General features: G+C 45.4%; 35 protein-coding genes. 3 read left to right on the plus strand and 32 right to left on the minus strand.

What is annotated here, in order from left to right:
- Window position 1: 1 nt before the first annotated feature.
- From EDM21_RS12565 to EDM21_RS12670, 23 genes are all read right to left on the minus strand, one after another.
- Window positions 2-568, minus strand: a complete 567-nt coding sequence (locus tag EDM21_RS12565) for a phage adaptor protein (protein ID WP_157335942.1) — start codon at window positions 566-568, stop codon at window positions 2-4.
- A gap of 1 nt (window position 569) precedes the next feature.
- Window positions 570-857, minus strand: a complete 288-nt coding sequence (locus EDM21_RS12570; protein ID WP_157335944.1) for a hypothetical protein — start codon at window positions 855-857, stop codon at window positions 570-572.
- Window positions 857-1,069, minus strand: a complete 213-nt coding sequence (locus EDM21_RS12575) for a hypothetical protein (RefSeq protein ID WP_157335946.1) — start codon at window positions 1,067-1,069, stop codon at window positions 857-859. Before EDM21_RS12575 ends, EDM21_RS12570 begins: the two co-directional genes overlap by 1 nt.
- Window positions 1,070-1,126: 57 nt before the next feature.
- A complete protein-coding gene (locus tag EDM21_RS12580) occupies window positions 1,127-1,456 on the minus strand; it encodes a hypothetical protein (protein ID WP_157335948.1) in 330 nt (109 codons plus the stop codon).
- A gap of 11 nt (window positions 1,457-1,467) precedes the next feature.
- On the minus strand, window positions 1,468-2,481 hold the full coding sequence (locus EDM21_RS12585; RefSeq protein ID WP_157335950.1) for a phage major capsid protein: 1,014 nt from the start codon (window positions 2,479-2,481) through the stop codon (window positions 1,468-1,470).
- Between the two features lie 12 nt (window positions 2,482-2,493).
- Window positions 2,494-2,895: a hypothetical protein gene (locus tag EDM21_RS12590; protein WP_157335952.1), complete on the minus strand. Its 402-nt coding sequence runs from the start codon at window positions 2,893-2,895 to the stop codon at window positions 2,494-2,496.
- Window positions 2,896-2,907: 12 nt separating this feature from the next.
- Window positions 2,908-3,738, minus strand: a complete 831-nt coding sequence (locus tag EDM21_RS12595) for a hypothetical protein (protein WP_157335954.1) — start codon at window positions 3,736-3,738, stop codon at window positions 2,908-2,910.
- Window positions 3,739-3,792: 54 nt separating this feature from the next.
- Window positions 3,793-3,927, minus strand: a complete 135-nt coding sequence (locus tag EDM21_RS25240) for a hypothetical protein (RefSeq protein WP_268893076.1) — start codon at window positions 3,925-3,927, stop codon at window positions 3,793-3,795.
- Between the two features lie 102 nt (window positions 3,928-4,029).
- On the minus strand, window positions 4,030-6,006 hold the full coding sequence (locus EDM21_RS12600; RefSeq protein WP_157335956.1) for a portal protein: 1,977 nt from the start codon (window positions 6,004-6,006) through the stop codon (window positions 4,030-4,032).
- Window positions 6,007-6,009: 3 nt separating this feature from the next.
- Window positions 6,010-7,896 (minus strand): hypothetical protein, encoded by a 1,887-nt coding sequence (locus EDM21_RS12605; protein WP_157335958.1) that lies wholly within the window; start codon window positions 7,894-7,896, stop codon window positions 6,010-6,012.
- A complete protein-coding gene (locus EDM21_RS12610; RefSeq protein ID WP_157335960.1) occupies window positions 7,893-8,363 on the minus strand; it encodes a transposase in 471 nt (156 codons plus the stop codon). The genes EDM21_RS12605 and EDM21_RS12610 overlap by 4 nt, the downstream gene beginning before the upstream one ends.
- 13 nt (window positions 8,364-8,376) lie before the next feature.
- Entirely contained in the window at window positions 8,377-8,868 is a 492-nt protein-coding gene (locus tag EDM21_RS12615; protein WP_157335962.1) for a hypothetical protein, read from the minus strand.
- A 171-nt stretch (window positions 8,869-9,039) separates the two neighbouring features.
- Window positions 9,040-9,234: a hypothetical protein gene (locus tag EDM21_RS12620; protein WP_157335964.1), complete on the minus strand. Its 195-nt coding sequence runs from the start codon at window positions 9,232-9,234 to the stop codon at window positions 9,040-9,042.
- Window positions 9,235-9,256: 22 nt separating this feature from the next.
- Window positions 9,257-9,511, minus strand: coding sequence for a hypothetical protein (locus EDM21_RS12625; RefSeq protein ID WP_157335966.1), 255 nt, complete (start codon window positions 9,509-9,511; stop codon window positions 9,257-9,259).
- Window positions 9,512-9,688: 177 nt separating this feature from the next.
- On the minus strand, window positions 9,689-10,132 hold the full coding sequence (locus EDM21_RS12630; RefSeq protein ID WP_157335967.1) for a sigma factor-like helix-turn-helix DNA-binding protein: 444 nt from the start codon (window positions 10,130-10,132) through the stop codon (window positions 9,689-9,691).
- 62 nt (window positions 10,133-10,194) lie between these two features.
- Window positions 10,195-10,377 (minus strand): hypothetical protein, encoded by a 183-nt coding sequence (locus EDM21_RS12635; RefSeq protein ID WP_157335969.1) that lies wholly within the window; start codon window positions 10,375-10,377, stop codon window positions 10,195-10,197.
- 86 nt (window positions 10,378-10,463) lie between these two features.
- A complete protein-coding gene (locus EDM21_RS12640; protein ID WP_157335971.1) occupies window positions 10,464-10,709 on the minus strand; it encodes a hypothetical protein in 246 nt (81 codons plus the stop codon).
- A complete protein-coding gene (locus tag EDM21_RS12645; protein ID WP_157335973.1) occupies window positions 10,710-11,750 on the minus strand; it encodes a coiled-coil domain-containing protein in 1,041 nt (346 codons plus the stop codon).
- A gap of 101 nt (window positions 11,751-11,851) precedes the next feature.
- Window positions 11,852-12,037 (minus strand): hypothetical protein, encoded by a 186-nt coding sequence (locus EDM21_RS12650; protein ID WP_157335975.1) that lies wholly within the window; start codon window positions 12,035-12,037, stop codon window positions 11,852-11,854.
- Window positions 12,034-12,369, minus strand: a complete 336-nt coding sequence (locus EDM21_RS12655) for a DUF1064 domain-containing protein (RefSeq protein WP_157335977.1) — start codon at window positions 12,367-12,369, stop codon at window positions 12,034-12,036. Before EDM21_RS12655 ends, EDM21_RS12650 begins: the two co-directional genes overlap by 4 nt.
- A 21-nt stretch (window positions 12,370-12,390) precedes the next feature.
- On the minus strand, window positions 12,391-12,582 hold the full coding sequence (locus EDM21_RS12660; RefSeq protein ID WP_157335979.1) for a hypothetical protein: 192 nt from the start codon (window positions 12,580-12,582) through the stop codon (window positions 12,391-12,393).
- Window positions 12,579-12,791: a hypothetical protein gene (locus EDM21_RS12665; RefSeq protein WP_157335981.1), complete on the minus strand. Its 213-nt coding sequence runs from the start codon at window positions 12,789-12,791 to the stop codon at window positions 12,579-12,581. Before EDM21_RS12665 ends, EDM21_RS12660 begins: the two co-directional genes overlap by 4 nt.
- Window positions 12,788-13,213, minus strand: a complete 426-nt coding sequence (locus EDM21_RS12670) for a YopX family protein (protein ID WP_157335984.1) — start codon at window positions 13,211-13,213, stop codon at window positions 12,788-12,790. The genes EDM21_RS12665 and EDM21_RS12670 overlap by 4 nt, the downstream gene beginning before the upstream one ends.
- 123 nt (window positions 13,214-13,336) lie before the next feature.
- Here EDM21_RS12670 and EDM21_RS12675 point away from each other — a divergent pair, with 123 nt between their 5' ends.
- From EDM21_RS12675 to EDM21_RS12685, 3 genes are all read left to right on the plus strand, one after another.
- Window positions 13,337-13,729: a hypothetical protein gene (locus tag EDM21_RS12675; protein ID WP_201280788.1), complete on the plus strand. Its 393-nt coding sequence runs from the start codon at window positions 13,337-13,339 to the stop codon at window positions 13,727-13,729.
- Between the two features lie 37 nt (window positions 13,730-13,766).
- A complete protein-coding gene (locus EDM21_RS12680) occupies window positions 13,767-14,015 on the plus strand; it encodes a hypothetical protein (RefSeq protein ID WP_157335988.1) in 249 nt (82 codons plus the stop codon).
- Window positions 14,016-14,230: 215 nt separating this feature from the next.
- Window positions 14,231-14,368: a hypothetical protein gene (locus EDM21_RS12685; RefSeq protein ID WP_157335990.1), complete on the plus strand. Its 138-nt coding sequence runs from the start codon at window positions 14,231-14,233 to the stop codon at window positions 14,366-14,368.
- Window positions 14,369-15,306: 938 nt separating this feature from the next.
- On the opposite strand, the gene EDM21_RS12690 is transcribed toward EDM21_RS12685, so the two are convergent.
- The 9 genes from EDM21_RS12690 to EDM21_RS12730 form a co-directional block, all read right to left on the minus strand.
- Window positions 15,307-15,471, minus strand: coding sequence for a hypothetical protein (locus EDM21_RS12690; protein ID WP_157335992.1), 165 nt, complete (start codon window positions 15,469-15,471; stop codon window positions 15,307-15,309).
- Between the two features lie 28 nt (window positions 15,472-15,499).
- Window positions 15,500-15,709, minus strand: a complete 210-nt coding sequence (locus EDM21_RS12695) for a hypothetical protein (RefSeq protein WP_157335994.1) — start codon at window positions 15,707-15,709, stop codon at window positions 15,500-15,502.
- Between the two features lie 30 nt (window positions 15,710-15,739).
- A complete protein-coding gene (locus EDM21_RS12700) occupies window positions 15,740-15,985 on the minus strand; it encodes a hypothetical protein (RefSeq protein WP_157335996.1) in 246 nt (81 codons plus the stop codon).
- Window positions 15,986-16,010: 25 nt separating this feature from the next.
- Entirely contained in the window at window positions 16,011-16,676 is a 666-nt protein-coding gene (locus EDM21_RS12705) for a hypothetical protein (protein WP_157335998.1), read from the minus strand.
- A 30-nt stretch (window positions 16,677-16,706) separates the two neighbouring features.
- Window positions 16,707-16,898, minus strand: a complete 192-nt coding sequence (locus EDM21_RS12710) for a hypothetical protein (RefSeq protein WP_157336000.1) — start codon at window positions 16,896-16,898, stop codon at window positions 16,707-16,709.
- 672 nt (window positions 16,899-17,570) lie between these two features.
- Complete coding sequence (locus tag EDM21_RS12715; RefSeq protein ID WP_157336002.1) at window positions 17,571-17,750, minus strand: hypothetical protein; 180 nt, start codon at window positions 17,748-17,750, stop codon at window positions 17,571-17,573.
- Window positions 17,747-18,016: a hypothetical protein gene (locus EDM21_RS12720; RefSeq protein ID WP_157336004.1), complete on the minus strand. Its 270-nt coding sequence runs from the start codon at window positions 18,014-18,016 to the stop codon at window positions 17,747-17,749. The genes EDM21_RS12715 and EDM21_RS12720 overlap by 4 nt, the downstream gene beginning before the upstream one ends.
- Before the next feature lies 1 nt (window position 18,017).
- The gene (locus EDM21_RS12725) at window positions 18,018-18,206 is read right to left on the minus strand and encodes a hypothetical protein (protein ID WP_166541981.1); all 189 of its coding nucleotides are present in this window, start codon (window positions 18,204-18,206) and stop codon (window positions 18,018-18,020) included.
- A 25-nt stretch (window positions 18,207-18,231) separates the two neighbouring features.
- On the minus strand, window positions 18,232-18,639 hold the full coding sequence (locus EDM21_RS12730; RefSeq protein WP_157336006.1) for a hypothetical protein: 408 nt from the start codon (window positions 18,637-18,639) through the stop codon (window positions 18,232-18,234).
- Window positions 18,640-18,647: the final 8 nt, after the last annotated feature.

An 18,647-nucleotide genomic window follows, 5' to 3' on the forward strand; every position in this document is an offset into this window, starting at 1 on the left:
ATCACCACCCCGATTCGTTCGTAATTGTTATGACTTCTGGATCCTGAAACTCCGTCATGATATCCTTCTCCAGATCGATGTAATCCCCAATGAATACATTGCCTATATCGTCCCTTTGTTCTTCTGCAGCCTGCTTACAGAGGTAGTAAACAAAGATCATATGGTAGTCTTCGTGTAAGGAAGGAATGTCACTGGTCTTACTTATTACTTGAGGAGTTCCGTAATGGTAAATGGTCATGGTACTGTCTATGTCCGGAGTAGGATGAAGAATTGTAAAGCCACCCAGATTCGTATAATATCGACTTGCCCATGACGAAGAGGCCATTAACTGCTTATGTCGATATTCTCGTCCATCAACAACTATGCTTATAAACTTCTCTGTATCAATCCCTGTAGGATAGCTTGATTGACCGGCTAAAATTTCAAAGGACTCTGCTGCAGGTATTTTAAATTTGCGATGAAGGCGTTTGTTTAGATCATTGATATCATATATTTTGTCCGCCTCTGACCTTGCATTTGGATATTTCCGGTCAGCCATTTCGATAATTTGAGCAACCGTCAGTCCCATGTCAAACACCCTCGGTTACGAGTAAAACTTTATTACCACTTGAACTGATCGCATTGATCACGCCCTGATAAACGTTTCCTAGCGCTGCTGTCATTTCATAGCTGCCACCGTTCGGGTTGATCCTCAGACCCGTGTTTAAAGCAGCTGTGCCGCCGAGATTGACGTAAATAACCTCATCGCTGTCATTCACAAGCAATAGGTACCTGCGGGTGGAGTTGCCTGTGTTAATGGCTGTACTGGAGCTACCCACCGTTACAGCGGTATGTTTGGATACGGAATAGTTCGCCATTAAACAGCACCTCTTCTCTTTCTTTTCAGTACTTCCGGACGCTTCGTGTCCTCTGATTTATGTTCACGGGAATGGACCCGATTTTGTTCTTCGTTATGTTTGTTCAAAGCCACCAAATTATCTAAGATTCGATCCATGGTCTGCATCATTTCCCACAACATTACACGCTCTGGAGTGGTCAAATTTCCCTTTATTGTATCCCTTGAGTACATAAGCTCTCCCCCTTAATAAAATAAAAAAGGAGAGCAATTATGCCCTCCTATGCCTGTTTACGCATCCGGTGTTACACGTTCCACTTGTGTTCCCGCACCATTCACTTGTACGATTGCCGTCTTGCCGGCAGCGACAGAAACAACCGTGCCTCCAGCCACCTTGATACTTGCCACCAAGGTACCGTCATTATTCTTAACGATATACATTTTGCCAGCGACCTTCGGCACGATCACAGCGTTCGTAGCGTGCCCAGTCGTCACTTCAATGCGGCCGGCTTTTGCCTGATCAGCTGATAATGTTACGTCTCCACTGACAAGCGTCACGCCGCCGAGTGTTTCGGTACGCAGCGTTACATTACCGTCAATGTCTAATCCGGTGTAACCCATTCTCTCACCCCTTAAGTCAGAATCGTGCCCAGACCAGGATCGACCTTAGCGATTGCTCTCCAGTTGTTAGGAGCAGCGCCAAAACGGGCCCGGCCCTTCCATACGTTGTTGTCCGTGTTCTCATCAATATAGGATTTTACCGTCAGTCCCAGACGCTCAAGCCATACAAGACCGGAATAGTTTTGGTTAAATGTGCTGTCCATCATATACCAACTATCCGTGCCAGCCGTGATTCCATTAGCATTGTTTAAGTATGGGCTGATGATGATGTTCCAGCGGTCGTACTGGTAAGAAAACGAGTTATTCCCGGTGTTTGGAATGCCATCGGCTCCCACAGCGTCAAATGCAGTCTTCTTGATTCGGGCTTTGTTCGGGATAATAATTGTGTCTGGCATCAAATTGAGCAGGTTTCCATCGTCGTCTCGGAAGTTTTGCATAGCTTCTTCAACTAGTGCCAGGGCATCGTATGAGAAAGGGAGTCCAAAATAATTAGATTGCGTTCCATATCCTCCAGTTACAGAAGGATGATCCGTTGCAAATAACGGCTTTTTATCAGCCGCAGTGATATCGAATATTTTATTATTAGGACCAAATGCCATTGTGGCAGAAGATCCATTATTCAGAATGCCAGTAGCGAACTTCTCGCGTCCACGGTTATAAGCAAGTGTAAACTGACCGGCACGCTGCTGCATTTTGCCGATTTTTCCGTCTTCAACCATCTGTTGGGTGATTTCAAAGGAGTTTTTCCACTCGTCAGGTTCGATCACTTTGCTGAAACCTTCTTGGAAGGTATTACGCGGATAAGCTCCGCCCTCACCTACCGCCTCAAAGTCCCCGAGAGACGTTTCATATCCGTACTTTTCTGCGAAATTGTTTGTGTCGTCCTCGTAAAACACATTAGAAATGATGGAATGCTGCTCAAACGCCTCGATTTGTTGTTCGACATACAGCTTAAGAGGCTCTTGAGACTTGCCAAACACTGAATCATTGACACCACTCGCTTTTGAAATTACTACACCTGCCATATATTTAGCCTCCTATCGCCGGAAATACCCGCGTACTTTTGAATTTGTTGTTGCTCCATCTGTTGCGCTTATCAGGAATGTACCGTTAGTTTTCGTGGCCGTGACGCGGAGTCCGTCTGTATGCAATGTCACCTTGGATCCCACATCAGTTTGTGCGATTGTCGCAGTAGACTGAACCTCGAACTCCCTCACCTCGTCCACACGAGTAACCGGGATCGGCTTCGTGCTCGTAGTCTCAGCTGCTTGTGTCCTCTGTGCGATAAACTCAGGCGTTGCTGTAGCGCCTGCTTTGGTTAACCGGCCATTGGTTTGCACCAAAGCCTGGCCGAGCACCACACCTTCGTTATCAGTTAGAAGCAAATATTCGAATGGATCGCTTGCTCCGTCTAATGATTTAACAGGGATAAATGCCATCTGTCTTCCTCCTTATTTCTTGTTACTTTTCTTATAGTGGGCAATGAAATCCGACTCTTTCATCTTTCCGGACTTGAGATCCTTCGCATTCATTTTGCGGTATATCTCTAGCACATCATCAGGCACGCTCAACGCGTCAATATCACCACCGGAACCGCCGGACGACTTAATGTGCTGCTTGCTGTTAATATTGTTTCTGGCAGCCTGTTGTGCGGCCCTGGTACGCTTTTCGATGATTGCCTCTCGGTTCGTTGTTTCAAAAGCATCAACAATGGTGTAACCCCGTCTGATTTTCTCTGCGATCTGCTCTGCATTAGGGAGCTTAAAGAGAGCTTGTGGCTCTGAAAATGATAACTTGTACTCCGGATATGCCATGTTAAATTCGGCTATTTGCGCTTCTACAGCTGCGCGCTGATTCGCTTCTCTGGATTTTACAACCTCGGGATGGCTGTCCAGTTCTTCTTTAACGGCTTTCTTTACCACATCGTAATCAAGGCCCTGTTCACTGTACTCTTGGCGTCTCTTTTCCTCTGCAAGCGCCCTCTGATAGTCGTCCCAATTATGTAATCCGTGTGTTTCACCGAATTGCTGGGCAACCCAACTATCACGCTCTTTAAGCTTTTGCTCGGCGTCTTCTTTGGCACGGCGAAGCTCTGCATACGCCCGGTCCTTTTCGAAGTCTCGTCCAGGAGTCTCCAGTTCAGCCTCATCATCTACTGACTCATCCGCATCCGGTACTTCCTCGACATCAACTTCTGTATCTACATAATCAGCGCTATCCGCTGTTTCGATTGATGGTTCAGCGACCTCCATCGTTTCTGCGCTTGTATCAATGTCAGTCATAAGTCCTCCTTAGAGGGGATTTTTGCGCTGTCCCCAAGCGAGATATAGAATGTGTTACTTGCTTCCTTTGGTGCGCAGATCGCCGCCTTTACGTACGGTCGGCTTCTTGCCTGTAGATGATGCTTGAGGCGCTTTAATAAAGGCGCTAGACGCATTAGGTACCTTGTAGCCGCTCTTACTGTTGCTCATTCGTTTCACCACCTCTCCGGTAAACTGGACAAAGAGAAAGGGCACCCACGCGGCGGTGGAATGCCCTGTTATTCTTTCTTTTATCGACATTTCGTAGAGGCATTAAGCTGCACCTCCCAATGCTTGCTGCAGGATCGCTTCCTGTTCTTCCGGCGGCAGTGATTTAAACTGCTCCAGTTGTTCCGGGCTCAGGCTGCCGAGTATTTGTTCGGGTGACTGAGGCGCTGGTTGCCCGGCCTCCGCACCCTGCATCATCATCGCCTCTTGCTGCATCTGCTCTTCAATCTGTGACTTAATCTGCTTGGCCATCGGGAAGTTGAGCGACTCCAAGATCGTCCAGTATTGCAGCTTATCAATAGCACCCATGCCGAGCATCTCTTTGATCTGGTTGTACATAAAAATAGGATCTTTGGGCAGTCCAGACCCGACATCTGCTGAGAATAGAAAGTCCGTATTGTAGTAGAGTTCCCCGTTGTCGTCCGTCATCAGGAACTTATACCGGTCAAAGTCCTTGTACTCGTCATTACCATCAATGTCCTTAGTCAGGTACGGCCGGGGCTCATCATAGAAAGCCAACTTGAAGTACAGCATCAACTCGAACAGCTCTTTGAACGCCGCATTCTTGTTGTACTGCTTTGACTGCAGCCGACCACTTGCCTGCTGAACTTGGATTTGCTTGGCAATACCACTCTTTGCGCTGTTGTCTTCCTTGCCTTGAAAGGAGTTTGTGATTCCCAATGTCGATTGAGCATGATCGTATAATTTATCGAGAAACGCCATGTCTTGCCCAATTTCAGCTTGTAAATCTTCCGAACCAATAGCTCCTAGCTGTTGAACAGTGCCTTTGATAATCTGGTATGTCACATTGGTAATGGTTACGTTTAGATCTTCAGGCATTTTAATAATTGATCCCGACTGCATAACCTTTTCTTCCATCTTCGTGACCACTTTTTTTATGGCGTCCTGTTGATCACGAATAACATCAACATCACTCTGACCACCAAAATCAAAGTTACGCGGCACGTTACGTCTGATCACGATAGGATACATCTGCGGAATAAAATATGGCACCTCAGTACCCGCAGGAACCATTGTGCCATCGCCTATAATCTTATCCTCATATAACGTTTCCTTGTCCTCTATGTGCGTTTTAAAGCGCTGGGAGCCGCATTCCAACTCCAGTCCTTCTACATCCACTTTGCTCTCACAGACATCCTCATATGATATCTGCCCGCACTCTTCACAGCGCCGGACGCGCCGGAAGAAGAACTTCGGCAGGTCCTCCAGCACAGTCTCATTGACCCATACAAACTTGCCGATATCGCCGTCTTCGTCCTTGTACCAGCAGACTATTTCAGTCACGGTACCATCACCGTTCGCAGAAGCCTTGTTATTGCTGACGGATGTTGTACCGGCTAGGCTTGTATTTTCGGTGTACTGTTCGGGCTCACGGTCCAGGTCTTTGCCGTACCTGCGCTCTACATAGTCAGCTGTGACGGTAGACAGTACAAAGAAGTAGTCCATCTTCTGCAGCCTGTACACCCTTGGTTGAGGAATGAGCTGCTTCGGATGTCGAGAGTGGAGCTCCAAGTCACCTTGGTACCTTTGATGCTTATAGTCCGGATTCCAGGCAAGCTCCATGATTGAGTACCCTTGTACGGGTGTAATGCGCTCATTGGCATCGTTGATGTCCTCGATGTCCAGCCGTTTAAGTGAATTGGACACGCTATCCTCGATCATATGAGCCTGATCTGCAAACTCTTCTCGCATGCTCTTCACGCTCGGCTGCGGAATCTGCGTGTTGACTTGTGTCTCGATAAACTCGAACACGATGTTATACACATTATTGGCGTGCTTTGTGGGTAAATCTTTGCTATTGATGTTCTTGTCCACTGCACGATTACCAAGGTACAGATATTCGCGTTCATCCATCAGGTCCACGTTATGCGAAGCCTTCGCTGTGTCGAACTTCTTCTTCCACTTCTGCAGCTTGGCATCCTTCTCGATCTCATCACTCTCGCGGTCGATTAATTCCTTCACTTTACTCACCACTTTCTTGAATGGAGCCAGTAGGTCCATGAGTTATGCCCCTTTCGTTAGCCCCCACTTCTGAGCCAGATACTTCTTCTGTTCCGGATTCGCTCGGTTCCAGTCTTCCTGCAGGTCAGCCGGCAGCTTGGAGACGTCTACGGTCATTTCATCCGACATTATTGTTTGCTGACTTCTAATTTCATTTGCGATCATATCACCAAAAAGAAGATCGTCATGTTTTCCTGGTTGGGCATCGGGGCGATTGTTCTTGTCATATACAAATGTGAGCCCTTCGTCCAACATTGTTATGTCAGGGAATAAGTCGATGTTATCCCTAAACAGTACAGTCTGTTTATCTATGATTAACGGACGTGTATTACCATCCGTCTTCCAGCCGAACATCTTGGTGATTTGGTGAGTATAGGTATCATATCTCTCACGAACGTATTGCTTAGGATATTTTAGTCGTTCTAGCTCAATAACTGGATAACGGTCAAAGTTAATCTCCACGCCAATTAGCGCTTTGTTGTAGTGCATACCCATGCAGAAGAGTTGATGCGTGTATGTGTCCGGATCTAAGTTAGCATGAAGGTAAGCAGCTCTTTTCCCGGTTATGTGATTAATTACTACGCCGGAGTAAAAATCAGAACCTTCGCCTTTGGTATCTCCTCCAAGCGTATAGGTGGTACGTGGCTGAACTTCCTCGTATATCGTGATATAGCCCTGCGAATTGTCTACCCATTTGATGCTCTCTTTAACAATCTTGTCTTTCGTACCAGGATCGTTCCAATCAAACGTAAAATACCCACGTTTCGGCGGGTTATCTTTATACAAATTCGTTAGATATTCGATTCTATTTGTGATGATTTCTTTATCAAATACGCACCGACCGGTAGCCAGGAAAGCTTCTCGCGGGTTACATGGATACTCTTGCTTGATTAACTCTTTATCGATGTAACCGGACCATTTCTGGTAGTACCAATACACCTTTTTCCAAGCTGATTCCTCGCCGAACTTAGCGATCAAGACTTCGTTAAGCAGTGATTTTATCTTTTTGATTACCTCTCGCTCTTGATCGCCGGAACCTTCCTCATTGAGTACCTTTCGCTTAAAGTCGCACTCGATCTCAGCATTCTCAAAACGATTTTCGTATTCGGGAGTATCAAACCAATAATAAAACTTGGCCTCCCAAGTGTTCTTGCCAGCACCGTCCCACAAGTCCTTAAACTCATTGTAGCCGTTTGCTGTGCTCTCCAATATCTTGATGCTGTTCTTCGTCAAGGCCTCGCCTAAACCTGTTAGAATACTGCTGATGCTGTCCCAGAAAGCTACCTCTGACCCATGAAAGAAGTTGATTGTGTTGGACCGGCCCACATCCTTGTTTCCTGCTGTATCAACCACCCAGGAACTGTTGAGCCTGTCGAACATAAACTCGCGTCGGTTGTTGTACTTTTGAGTCGGCATGATGGGTTCAGGCAATCGACTGTAAGGGAACTTAGCTTTCTTTTCGAAGATGGTATTCGTGTTGTTGTTGATGTCGGCTATCGTAATTCCGCTGAAGTTCCGCTTTGTGATTGCACAAGCCAACTGATAGGCGGTTATTACCGTTGTGAAACCCTGCTGCCGACCTTTAAGCACCAGGAAGTTTAAGTGCAGCCGTTTCCCAGCGTTATAATCGTCTATCGCTTGGTTCAGATCATCAACAAAGTCTTGCTGAACTTTATTCAAAAAAAAGGGGACAGTCTCCTGATTCTTATCAACGATAACAAAGAACATTTCGACTAATCGTTCTGGATAGCGCGCAATTTCGATACGGATATGTTCATTTTCAAGCAGGTAGTCAACTGCAGCTTGTGTGAACTCTCCGTCTTGCGTAATGCTTTTCTTGCTCTCCCACAATTCCTTCCTTTTCTCGACAATCTGCTTTGCCGTGATCACGAAAAGAAATCCTCCAGTTTACTTTTCATAGTCACAGTTGTATCGACTTCTTGTTTATCTCTCCATGCTTGAGGCCTTCTGTTCTTCAGCCAAAATATCTGCGCTGTAGTATCTGGAGCAGCTTGTTTCCTGACTACCTTAGTCACTACAATCAATGCTTTACCATCTGGACCCATTAGCGCCTCTCCTGTAACTGGATTGTACAAAGGCTCCCTAGTCTCCTCTACAAATTCAAACCCTAATGCTTTTTTAAGCAAAGCATTCTCAACTATGATATCGATATCATCTTTGCCGTTTTTTAAAGCCTCCGAGAACTCCTCGTTGTTTGCCTTATAATCGTAATATGTAGAGGTTGCAATACCAAGATTATGAGCAATTTGCTCATCTGTTAAGCCATCTCTAGCCCATGCTTCTATCCGATTTAATTTAGGCTTCACGTGCGTATCATATTTACCGGGTCTAGCCATCTATCATCCCTCCTTATCGTCCACCACCTATTACCAAACGTGCATTAAGCACACCTGATGTCGGTGCGGTTGTCGCTGTAGCTGTAAAGTATAATGATCCTGCAGGTGTATTGATCATCGGCTTTGTTGACTCCTCCAACAGAAGCACTCCGTTAGCTGGCACGACACCGTTTGCTATGGTGCTTGTGGGAGTCAATCCAAACGCCGGACGGGCCACAAGGTTAACATTAATAGTCTGATCCGTCTGATTGTAAACGTACACGGCTCGTTTGCCGCCGAGTTTATAGTTCATCAGATTCATCTCTTTCATCGCCCCGGTATCGGTGCCGAAGTAATGTAAACTCGTGTCTCTTACTGCTAGGTCCTTACATAGATCATTGGTGTAAAATATCGAGCTGCCTCCGATTGATAAGCTATCCGAAGTGTTAGAAAGCATGTCTTCTCCCTCTGGATACTCCTCTGTCACCCTCTCTCTGTCTGTGTATCCTTGTTTAATCGTCTTCATTGTTATAGTAGTCCTCTACATACCATATGGCCTTTAAGCTATACATACATGCCAGTGCTAACCAGCACATGGGATCTAAAAAGTCATATGCGGAGTTTGCTAGTATTTGATCGACTGAAGCCCACATATGATCACCTCGGTTAAATAAAAAAGCCACTCGTTAGAGTGACCTTAATTTATCTTATCAGCATTACAAACCAGATGATCTGTACGCAAATCTATGTAACACTTCATTTTATAATTCCCTGCATCCTCTCCGGCTTCTCTTATATTCTCTTGGAACAGGGCTACAGCTTCCTTCTCGGCCTGTTCTCTTCCAAGTTTATTTAAGATGTCCGGACTGGTATTCACGCTAAATCGTTCCACGCTTCCCCCTCCCTTGCTTCGATCATATCAGTAACCAAACGTTTTCTTTGATTAACGTAAACTCATCCGGCAACATTGTGTGCTTGCCATTTTCCCAATGAACAACAATGTCCCCACTGAGCCAAGTGCCAGTTGCAAGATTCTCTCCAACCATTAGCGCAATTCCTTTTTCCCCATGATATTCAATCATCGCTGCCGGCCATTGAATACGATCATTGTCAGCACGTATGCTACCGAGCCTGTGTTCGAATTCTGATTCCAGTTCCTCTCTTTTCACGATTCATCCCCCTTTTATCCGATCGTATCATGAATCGAAAAAGAGCGCTATCTCTTCCGCAGTGCGGCGTGGATGCGCTCTATCGTGGGTACGTTGGCATGCCTTTTAACTTTCCCATGGTATTAATATAGCAGGCTTTTCCGGTAATTTGTCGGTAAAAAATCGGTAAATTTCCGGTCATTTAAATCCCATAACTTCATCCAGATTAATGATTTCAGGTGCATCCACAAAAGTGAACGCCAACGTCAGCTTATTAAGAGCACGCTTGTGAATGGTCCCGACAGTTTTCTCACTCAACCCTTTGCGCTTGGCTATCAGAGCGAGTGTTAATGTGTTACGGGCTAGATACTTGAGCTCGATCACGCTGTTTTCTTCGTCATCCAGCACCTCTTGCACAGCTCCGTCAATCAGGGATACTACACGCCTGTATTGTTGGTAGTCCATTAGGCTACTCAGAATCGTTCCTCTGCCACCGAATCCCATCGGGGGCCTACTTCCATATCCTCCACCCATTGGCATGCCTGAAATGTCGTCTTGTTGGTGTGGTGATATCCCGTTAGATATGGCGTACCGGTAGCTGCGGTAGTTTTTGAGAAGCTCTGTTACTTTGTTTTGGTTCATCCTTTTCCCTCCCTTTTAAAAGATTAGCCTCGCTATTGGTGTGATAACGAGGCTTTGTATACTTACTTAATTTCCTCTAGTTCCTTCAGAAGTTCTTCCGTCCGTTCGCCTGACTCGTATCTTTGTATGACTATAGATATATAAGTGGCTCCGAACACTCCTGTGGGTATATTTAAATACTCTTTCAACATATATCTGGCATGTTCAATTGCTTTATCCCATCGTGCTTCTAATTCCTCCGACATATCTCTCCATCCTTTCGTGATATATTTACGGCCCCCGCTTACGCTGGGTTATTCGGTCGATTCGATGGCTTATCGGCCGTTTTGATCTAGTTTTTCTGCTTTTCTAGCAAGTCTTGTACCACCAAATGATTAGCCAAATGCGTGAATTCCAGCACTGTCTTATTGTCACCCGTCAGTTCGTTGAATACGTGCGCATTCGCTTTGATCATTGCTGTAAAAAATTGAGTCGCGTCCATGGTTTTTAAATCAAACCGGTAATCTTCGCTTTCTCCGTTAAAAAGCTGACCTATTTGGTGGCATATAGCTGCCGTCATTTGGTTTTGTTCGTCCATTTATGCCACCTGTCCTTTCACGAGCCCGTGTTCGGCTGCGAATTGGTTGAGCATTTCCGTGACTTCTTTTCTTGTGACCGGAGTGTCTTCTCCCTGTGTTTCTCCAGTTCGCTCTCCATCAACCATTGGTACTGGAAAGGTTGGTAACGCGGGGACTTGAAAGGTTACCTCCTTGTCTGGAGTGCTGGAATCATCCAGTGTACGATCCGCTTTAGCACGTTCGGCTTCGGCACGAAATCGTTGCACCTCTTGTTCGTCTTGGATGATGTTGTATTTGCCTTCTTCGAGGTAGGAAAATTCGAATTCCTCACCGGTCTCCACATACTTGGCCTTAAACCTGGAGCCCTTCATGTCGATCTGCACTTTATCGTAGATCTTTGGACGGTTTTCCTTGTCCTTTTTGATCTTTTCCATTGCCTCAGTATACTGACGCTGCTGCTCTTCTGTATCGATGACTTTGTAAGCGTTCCGGGCACCTACTGCCATTTCCTTGCGCAGATCATCTACTTGGCTGTTGAGGCGCTCAATCTCACGCCTAGCCTCTTCCAGCGCAATAGATGCGTTGTCACGCTTAGTCTGCATGTCAGCAAGCTCAAACTTAGCCGAGTTGAGTAATTCAGCCGTTTCTTTATGATCGGCTTGGAGTGCATCCAATTGCCTTTGTAGCTGCAGCTCACGGTCTTCACTTGCTCTGAGCTTATCTGTGTACGACTTTTGCATTTCGCCGATCTCTTCGCTAAATTTTCCGGCCTGTTCAGCATATTTTCTTTCAACTTCAATCCGGAGAACCTGATAATGACTTTCAGACTGACACATTTCACGCATACTCATGCCCTCTGCGCTGATCGTATCCAGCAAATAAGAGATTTCTTGAGCCGATGTCTCTACACGCTGTTCGTGCTCTGCCTTATGGATCTGCTCCATCAGGTCTTTTTCCTGCTGCTCGAGAGTGTAAATTTTGCCCTGATCCGATAATGCCCCGCGTTGTCTTTCACTCGCTAATTCCGATTGAACCTTTTCCAATTTTGCATGCAGATCCATAGTCCGCCTCCATATTTCAATATTTGTTCAGATGTTCAGTTATATAGCTATATTATACCACAAAATTATGCCATTTACGGGGTTCAGCACATAATTTTCTTCTATTTACTCGGTTTTTCTTCTGTTTTCATTTTAATTTTTGGAGAACACCTTATTTCCCCTTTGCGAGGCTTTGCAACCGGTTCTACATAGTCCTTCGGCCTCCTGCTCTCGTACCTCCTGATGCGTCCCTGATCGTCTCTGCCGATGTACATTGTGACTACTTCTCTTGTCCATGTGATGTTCACATTCTCACCTCCTTTATGGTCAGATCGGGATATTTACTCTCAAATAGAGACTTTTTGAGATTGTATACCGGCGTCTTGACGCCTTTTACATCAATAATCTCCGTGGTACCGTCTTGCCATGTCACTTTAAAGTCAGCTACGTATTTGATCGCTTTATATGTCTTCCCACGCTTTTTGAAGCCATCTAACAGCGTAAAGGCCGGCTGAAGCTCAAGATTAATGATATTACCCTTCTGTTGCTCGCTCTTAAGGTACATGTAGTAATGGGCCTCTGCTTTGCTATCAAATCGGTTATTGTCTACTACAGTGGGTTTAGCTCTGTATTTGCTCATGGGCGCTCTCCAATTTTCAGATCATTTTCCACGCTTATTTTGACTCTTCTTCTTTTTCCAGGACAAGTGCATAATTCTCTTCTTCGCCTTAATATATTCACTCATTCTATACGCCCCTTTTTCAATAAATATATTTTTATCGGCACCATTAGTTAATGACCTGAGTAAGTTTTGTTCATCTGAGACAGTTACGTAATTATTAAGCCAGGTCATTTACCTTCCTCCTTTAAATCGAAGATATTTACACCCGTTGGCCTAGTAAGCTTTGCAATTGACCTGCTGTATGCCTCCTGCTCAGCCAGTGTGAGATTACGCATTTCTATATGCTCAATCATGCTGGTAAGCGGTACGTCTGCCCGCTTATTACCTGCTGCCCTTAGGTCTAATGCTTTGCTGATCTGGTTGAGTGGGATTGGTTTCATTGGGCTGCCTCCAGTAAGTAAGGGTGATCGTGTATGTTCCCGAGTTTCTTTGTCCCTTCGGCCCAACAGTATTCCCGATCAAATTCTATAAATTCCGAGAGCCATAGATAGGAGTCTGGAAGACTATCTGCAACAAACATGTATCCGCCCCCGCAATACTTCACTTTACAAATATGTTTTTGTCCTTCGTACTCAACCTCGGCAATGTCCCCATCAAACAATTCTGCTTGCTCTTCTGTGTCGTCATGTACTCCGGTGTATTGCATGATGGGATATTGCGGCGTGTTGTTGTAGCCATTTAAAACGCCTGTGTCATGGCTGTTTACCCGCCCAGAAAAATCAATCAGAAGATCTACACAGTCACTTCCAAGCATCCTCTTATTCTGTTCGTCCCACACTCGGAACTTAATTGGTCTGCTCATAAAATACCTCCTAAATATTAACTATTATTTATATTTTGTTCCTATAATGTTCGGTTGTTAAACACAACCAATCATGGTATATTTATATCAAGGAAAGACATTAACCAAAAGGAGCGAATGAAAATGAAAAACGTTATGGTAAGAGCTTGGGAGATCGCAAAGTCGGCAGTAGTAAAGTTCGGTGGTAAGGTAAAGGAATACTTCTCCCAGGCTCTTACCATGGCGTGGAAGGAGACAAAAGCTCCTAAGTATGCCGAGGTCGAGTTAAAGCCCGGAAACAGCAAGTGCAAGACATGGATCGCTCAAATCGTAGGGTTCCATCCGGTATACAAGCTCAGCCGGAAGTTCTTGAACAACGACACGACCGACCAATACGGATACAAAATTTTCTTCCTCAACGATGGCGTATACGAGTACAACAATGGTAAGCGTCGCGGATTCTTCCGTATCGTAGGTGGTCAAGAGATCAGCATCAATCAAGATGAGGCGCATGCTTTTGTTGCAGCTACAGCGTAATACCAACAGGCCGGAGATACCGGATGAGGTCGAAAGGATGATTGAAATGACAAACTTCAACGAACTTAACGCCCACAACTCAACGGTGATCACTTGGGAGGGCCAAGTCTTAAAGACCACTCAAGACCCTTACGTCAGCGATGAAGGCGACACTTATATTGCCCCCGCGGTTGACCAGGATAACAACGAATACGTTATCACCTGGGAAGTTATCGACCCCGAAACTACCGACGAGTCTTCTGCGTGTGATTGGGACAATCCAATCAACGTAAAACTGGTAAAGTAGCACCGCCCATTGAGTACGTTGGAGCTGCGTGGGTTGCCAAGCTTATTGGGACCACGCAGCAAAACGTCAGCAAGACAGCTCAGGCCATGCTTAAGGTGTCATATCGAGGCGGGGAAAAACGTTTCTCCCGTCCAGACGCCTTACTTGATGGGCGGCCTATATGGTTAAAGAGTAAGTTTGAGGACTCTGAACCATGATCCAAGAACGTAAATGCCGTGAATGTAACTGTTCCTTTCAAGGCGGTCCTCGCGCCTATTACTGCCCTGAGTGTCGAAAAGAGCGGCAAAGGAAAGCAGTTGCCGCCTGCCGGCAAAGAAAAGCAGCTGGCGGTGTACGCCCATTTGGAAGCATAGACAAATGCGAACGCTGCGGCAAGGATTACACCGTAAATGCTGGCTTGCAACGCTTTTGCCCGGAGTGCCAGCCAACACACACCGTCGAGCATTACCGTAAATTGAACCGGGAAAGCGCCCAAGTACGGCGACAAGAGCACATCAGTGACGGTAAGTGCCCTCAGTGCGGATGCAAGATGGTTGAGTCCGAGAGAACAGCGAAACATTGCCAAAAGTGTGAGGAATACTTTAAAACACGCTATGCTAACAGGCGGCGTAGAATTGATCTTAAAGGACAACACTTCGGACGATTGGAAGTTTTGTCCGAAGCTGAACCGGTAAGAAACGGTAAGACAATACGCTGGAACTGTCGTTGCAAGTGTGACAAGAAAACGGAGATTGTAGTCTCCACGCAGCGCCTACGGAGTGGTACGACCAAGTCCTGCGGCTGTCTACGTGCTGAGAAAAATGCTAGTAGATTAATAGACTTAAAGGATCAACAGTTTGGCGATCTAACCGTTATCAGATCAGTCACTATTGGTAGGCGCACCTTATGGTTGTGCCGTTGCTCTTGTAAAAAAGAAATACCAGTATCCAGCAGCAATTTAACAAGAGGTGTGTATACAAGCTGCGGATGCAAGAGAGTCCAAAAACGTGACGCTGGTGTTAAAAAGCACATAGCGGATGATCGTATAAACGGCACTCGTAAATCCGCCCTAAGAGCCAAGTTACACTCAGAAAATAAGTCCGGTGTAAAAGGCGTCATCTGGATTGAGGCTCGCCAGAGATGGAAAGCTTACATCGGATTCAAGGGCAAGAGCAAAACTCTCGGATACCGCACTTTAAAAGAGGATGCTATAGCCTTACGTAAGGCAGCAGAAGAGAAGTACCACAAGCCCTACCTGGAAAATGAAGATAGTGAGTAAGGTGTGGGGAGGGATATCCTCCCCTATTTGATGTTAGGACTCTTTTTCTTCCCACCAGAAGTCTTCTACGATCATTCCCCATACCCATCCATTAAACTCTTTTTCTATTTCCTCGTCGCTTGTGCTATCTTCAAACTCTACCTCCTGCTGCACCCTATCTCCTGGTCCGCGATCCCATTTAAAAACGATTTTCCGCATATATAAACCCTCCCATGTATTTGATTATTCATCCTGTCCGCAATGCGTTTGAATCCATCGGTTCCCATAGTCCATCAAGCTTTTTATAGAGTCCCCACTTCTTCCCTACATGCCAAGTATTGTTTAGAATCTGATAGGCAAGTTTTACTTCCAGCCAGGTCTTCAGGTGCAGAATGATTCTCGGACTGTCTTCTACATCGCAATATAACTCCAGCTTGTACGTTCCATCTTTATACAAGTCGGCAGCCCTCCCTATGTTCTTCGATATTCAAACGGTGTTCGTCTTCACTTTCTGAAATTCTTCCTTGAATCGCCGTTTCACGAATGCTTCATGCTTTGCATTTCCCACGTTGGGATGCCGGTAGTTGTACCGCAGGTATTCGGGGCCTACATGATCTATAGAATCCGGTGGGCTGGACCAGTAAGAATCTGTGCTACGACCCTTTCCGTCCGTAAACCGGGACATGATGTTTCCGTCCCGATCTATCCACATTTCAAACTTCAATCGCGCCATTCCGCACCTCCAAGTTCTTCAATATTCAAACCTGTCCGTCTACTTCTTGCATCAGAATTTCAGCAAATATTGGTGCAACGACTTCACAAAAAGTAATTGCCTGTGGGTCACCAGTCATTTCAACATCCAGACAGTGTGCTAAATAATCACCGTCAAAGAATTTGTCATTAAATGAACCGCCTTCCCAAAGGATCGAGTAGAATCGATCAGGACTTAACTCCCCCTCATCCTCTAAATTAATAAGTGCATCCCATGTCGTTCGCGCTGTATCTTTGAGATCAGAGAAGGCCCATCTAGCATCAAAACTATTTACATACTTAGCCCTTCGTCTTGCGTCGACATATAGCTCTCGGTACTTCTCCATAAAATCTTTCTTCATAGGCGCTACAGTTTTCATGCAATCTACCCGATCCCGATTTACATCAGAAATTTTGTCGTATACGTAGCTACCGCGACCGTGAGCTGATTTAGAGAAAATGCGGATCAAAAACTCCTTGAAAGTTCCGCTGCCGTATCCACCCCAGAAATAATTGAAATTTCCACAATCACTTATGACACTAAAGTCCCCTGAGTTGTTAATCGTAATTGTCGCCCAGGAACAACGATGACTATCAATTCGAAGGCGATAAACTTCTGATACATCCTTTGTTACTTGAAAACCAACTTGCTTTTCTTCGACCATCGCTATCATGCCGATCCCCTCCAAGTTCCTCATTATTCACTAAGATACTTGAGCGAGTTTTGTTTCAAGTTCGGATACTGTCGATTCCAACATTCCGTTATCTTGGGAAAGTACTTCAATTTTTGATATGAGATTATTCCAAATTTCTTGTAATTCTTCGCTCTCCTTCTCCATGCCAGCGGAGTATACAACCTCTGTTAGTCTTGCAAATCTTTGTGTCAATTCTTTCATGCTATTCATCCTCTCATGGTCAATTGCTATTCACTGAATTACTTGCGACCTACGCTGACCAACTTGCAGTTAACGCTAGGATGTGGGAATTTCACGCGAACTTCGCCACTCTCTGAACACTCCTCCATGTATGCCGGAAAGGGGCGTCTTTGCATGTCCCTTAAAATGGTCTCAATGTCATTCTGGGTCATGTCCCACAACTCGCCGTTCTTGGTATTGTTAAATATGATAAAATCGTTACCCTCAAGCAGCATACGCGCTTCCTCGGCATCTTCTACGCATCGGTACACGTTAAACACTTCCTTTCGGACAAGTTTATTCATTATGTTGTATCCGACTACCCAACTAACGTTTGGTTTTCCCACAACGACGACACTTGTAACTGGTTTTCCGGGTCATGCTCCAAACGTAATCATGACCGATAAGCAGACATTTCCAATTCATTAGTCGTACACCGTCCCCTCAATAACCGCTGGATTGCCGGTATATTGTTTATCCCTCCGGAATGATTTCACAGTGTTTTGCATACTCACTATCGATGTCACAGACTGCTTTCCTCCCTTTAAATAACGTCTGAGAACCTTCCCACGGTCCGACAGTGAGAATGTCACCAACTTCTGCCGTTGTCTCCCAGCCTTCTGGGATATCCTTTGTGACTCTGTATTTCAATGTTTATCCCTCCGCGCATAATTCGAGATTTTCAATCCTGCATTTGTTTCGCCATGCCCTGTGCAAGCCAAAACGTTCGCCCCAGATCACTCTTGCTGATAGTCCGCTTTTTGATAGTCTCTCGATCTCGCCTTTACCCCAATGCTTGTTTTTTCTGTGCTTTACCTTGTCGCCAATTTTCATTGTTTATCCTCCAGCTCAAGCGCTGCCGGTCTCGGGCAGTAATAATCCATTAGCACCGATTTGCCTCCACGAGGTACGGCTATGATATATCTCAGCTTTGGTGAATACCATGCATCATATTTGATTTGCGTCCTTGAAATTCCGGTTTTCAATAGACTCGTTACTGCATTAACATCTGGAGCTACAACCGCATGCACCGTACCGCGTTTTTCCTTTGTCCGACCGTTGGACTGGCTGGTCCACTTCACTTTGTCGCCGACTTTCATACTATCCCTCCAATTTCTCTAGGTTCTCGAACAGGTAATAAGCGCCTATAAACCATAGAAGCTTTGGGTTATCTTCCGGATGATCCCAATCCACTTCTGCCCGTATTCCACTTTTTGCAATGCTCCGTACAATCCCGCGGACCAAGTATTTATCCTTCTTGTGCTTTACGATATCTCCCGGCTGTAGCACTGTTTATCCCTCCATGTATTGAATGTTAAGCTCCTTCTTTGCTTGCATTTCCGGTTTGTACCGCCCAATGGTTGAGCACAAATCGTGGAATGTTATATCGTCTTGCTATCTCTGAGCGCGATAAACTCTTTTTCAGATTTTTATAATTGCTTTCTAGTTGCTTTAACACGTCCGGACTAATCGCACCTTCCCTTAACTTCAAAGGTGGGTCTGAGGGCGTCTCTTTTCGCTCTCCTACCTCTTTTGCACGGTCAATGACCATATATGTCTCCCGGTCCTCATTGCGCTTAATAAGGCCCTTAATTGCGAGTGAGTCAGTGGCATTGGATAACTCACAGGTTGTCAATTTGAAATTGACTTTAATTTCATTCCGGTTCTTGCCTGATAGGATCGCCTTGTATACGTTCATTTGTCGTTCGCTTAGTTTAATCATAGGTTTTC

The organism is Paenibacillus lutrae (assembly GCF_009757775.1).
Lineage (GTDB): Bacteria > Bacillota > Bacilli > Paenibacillales > NBRC-103111 > Paenibacillus_F > Paenibacillus_F lutrae.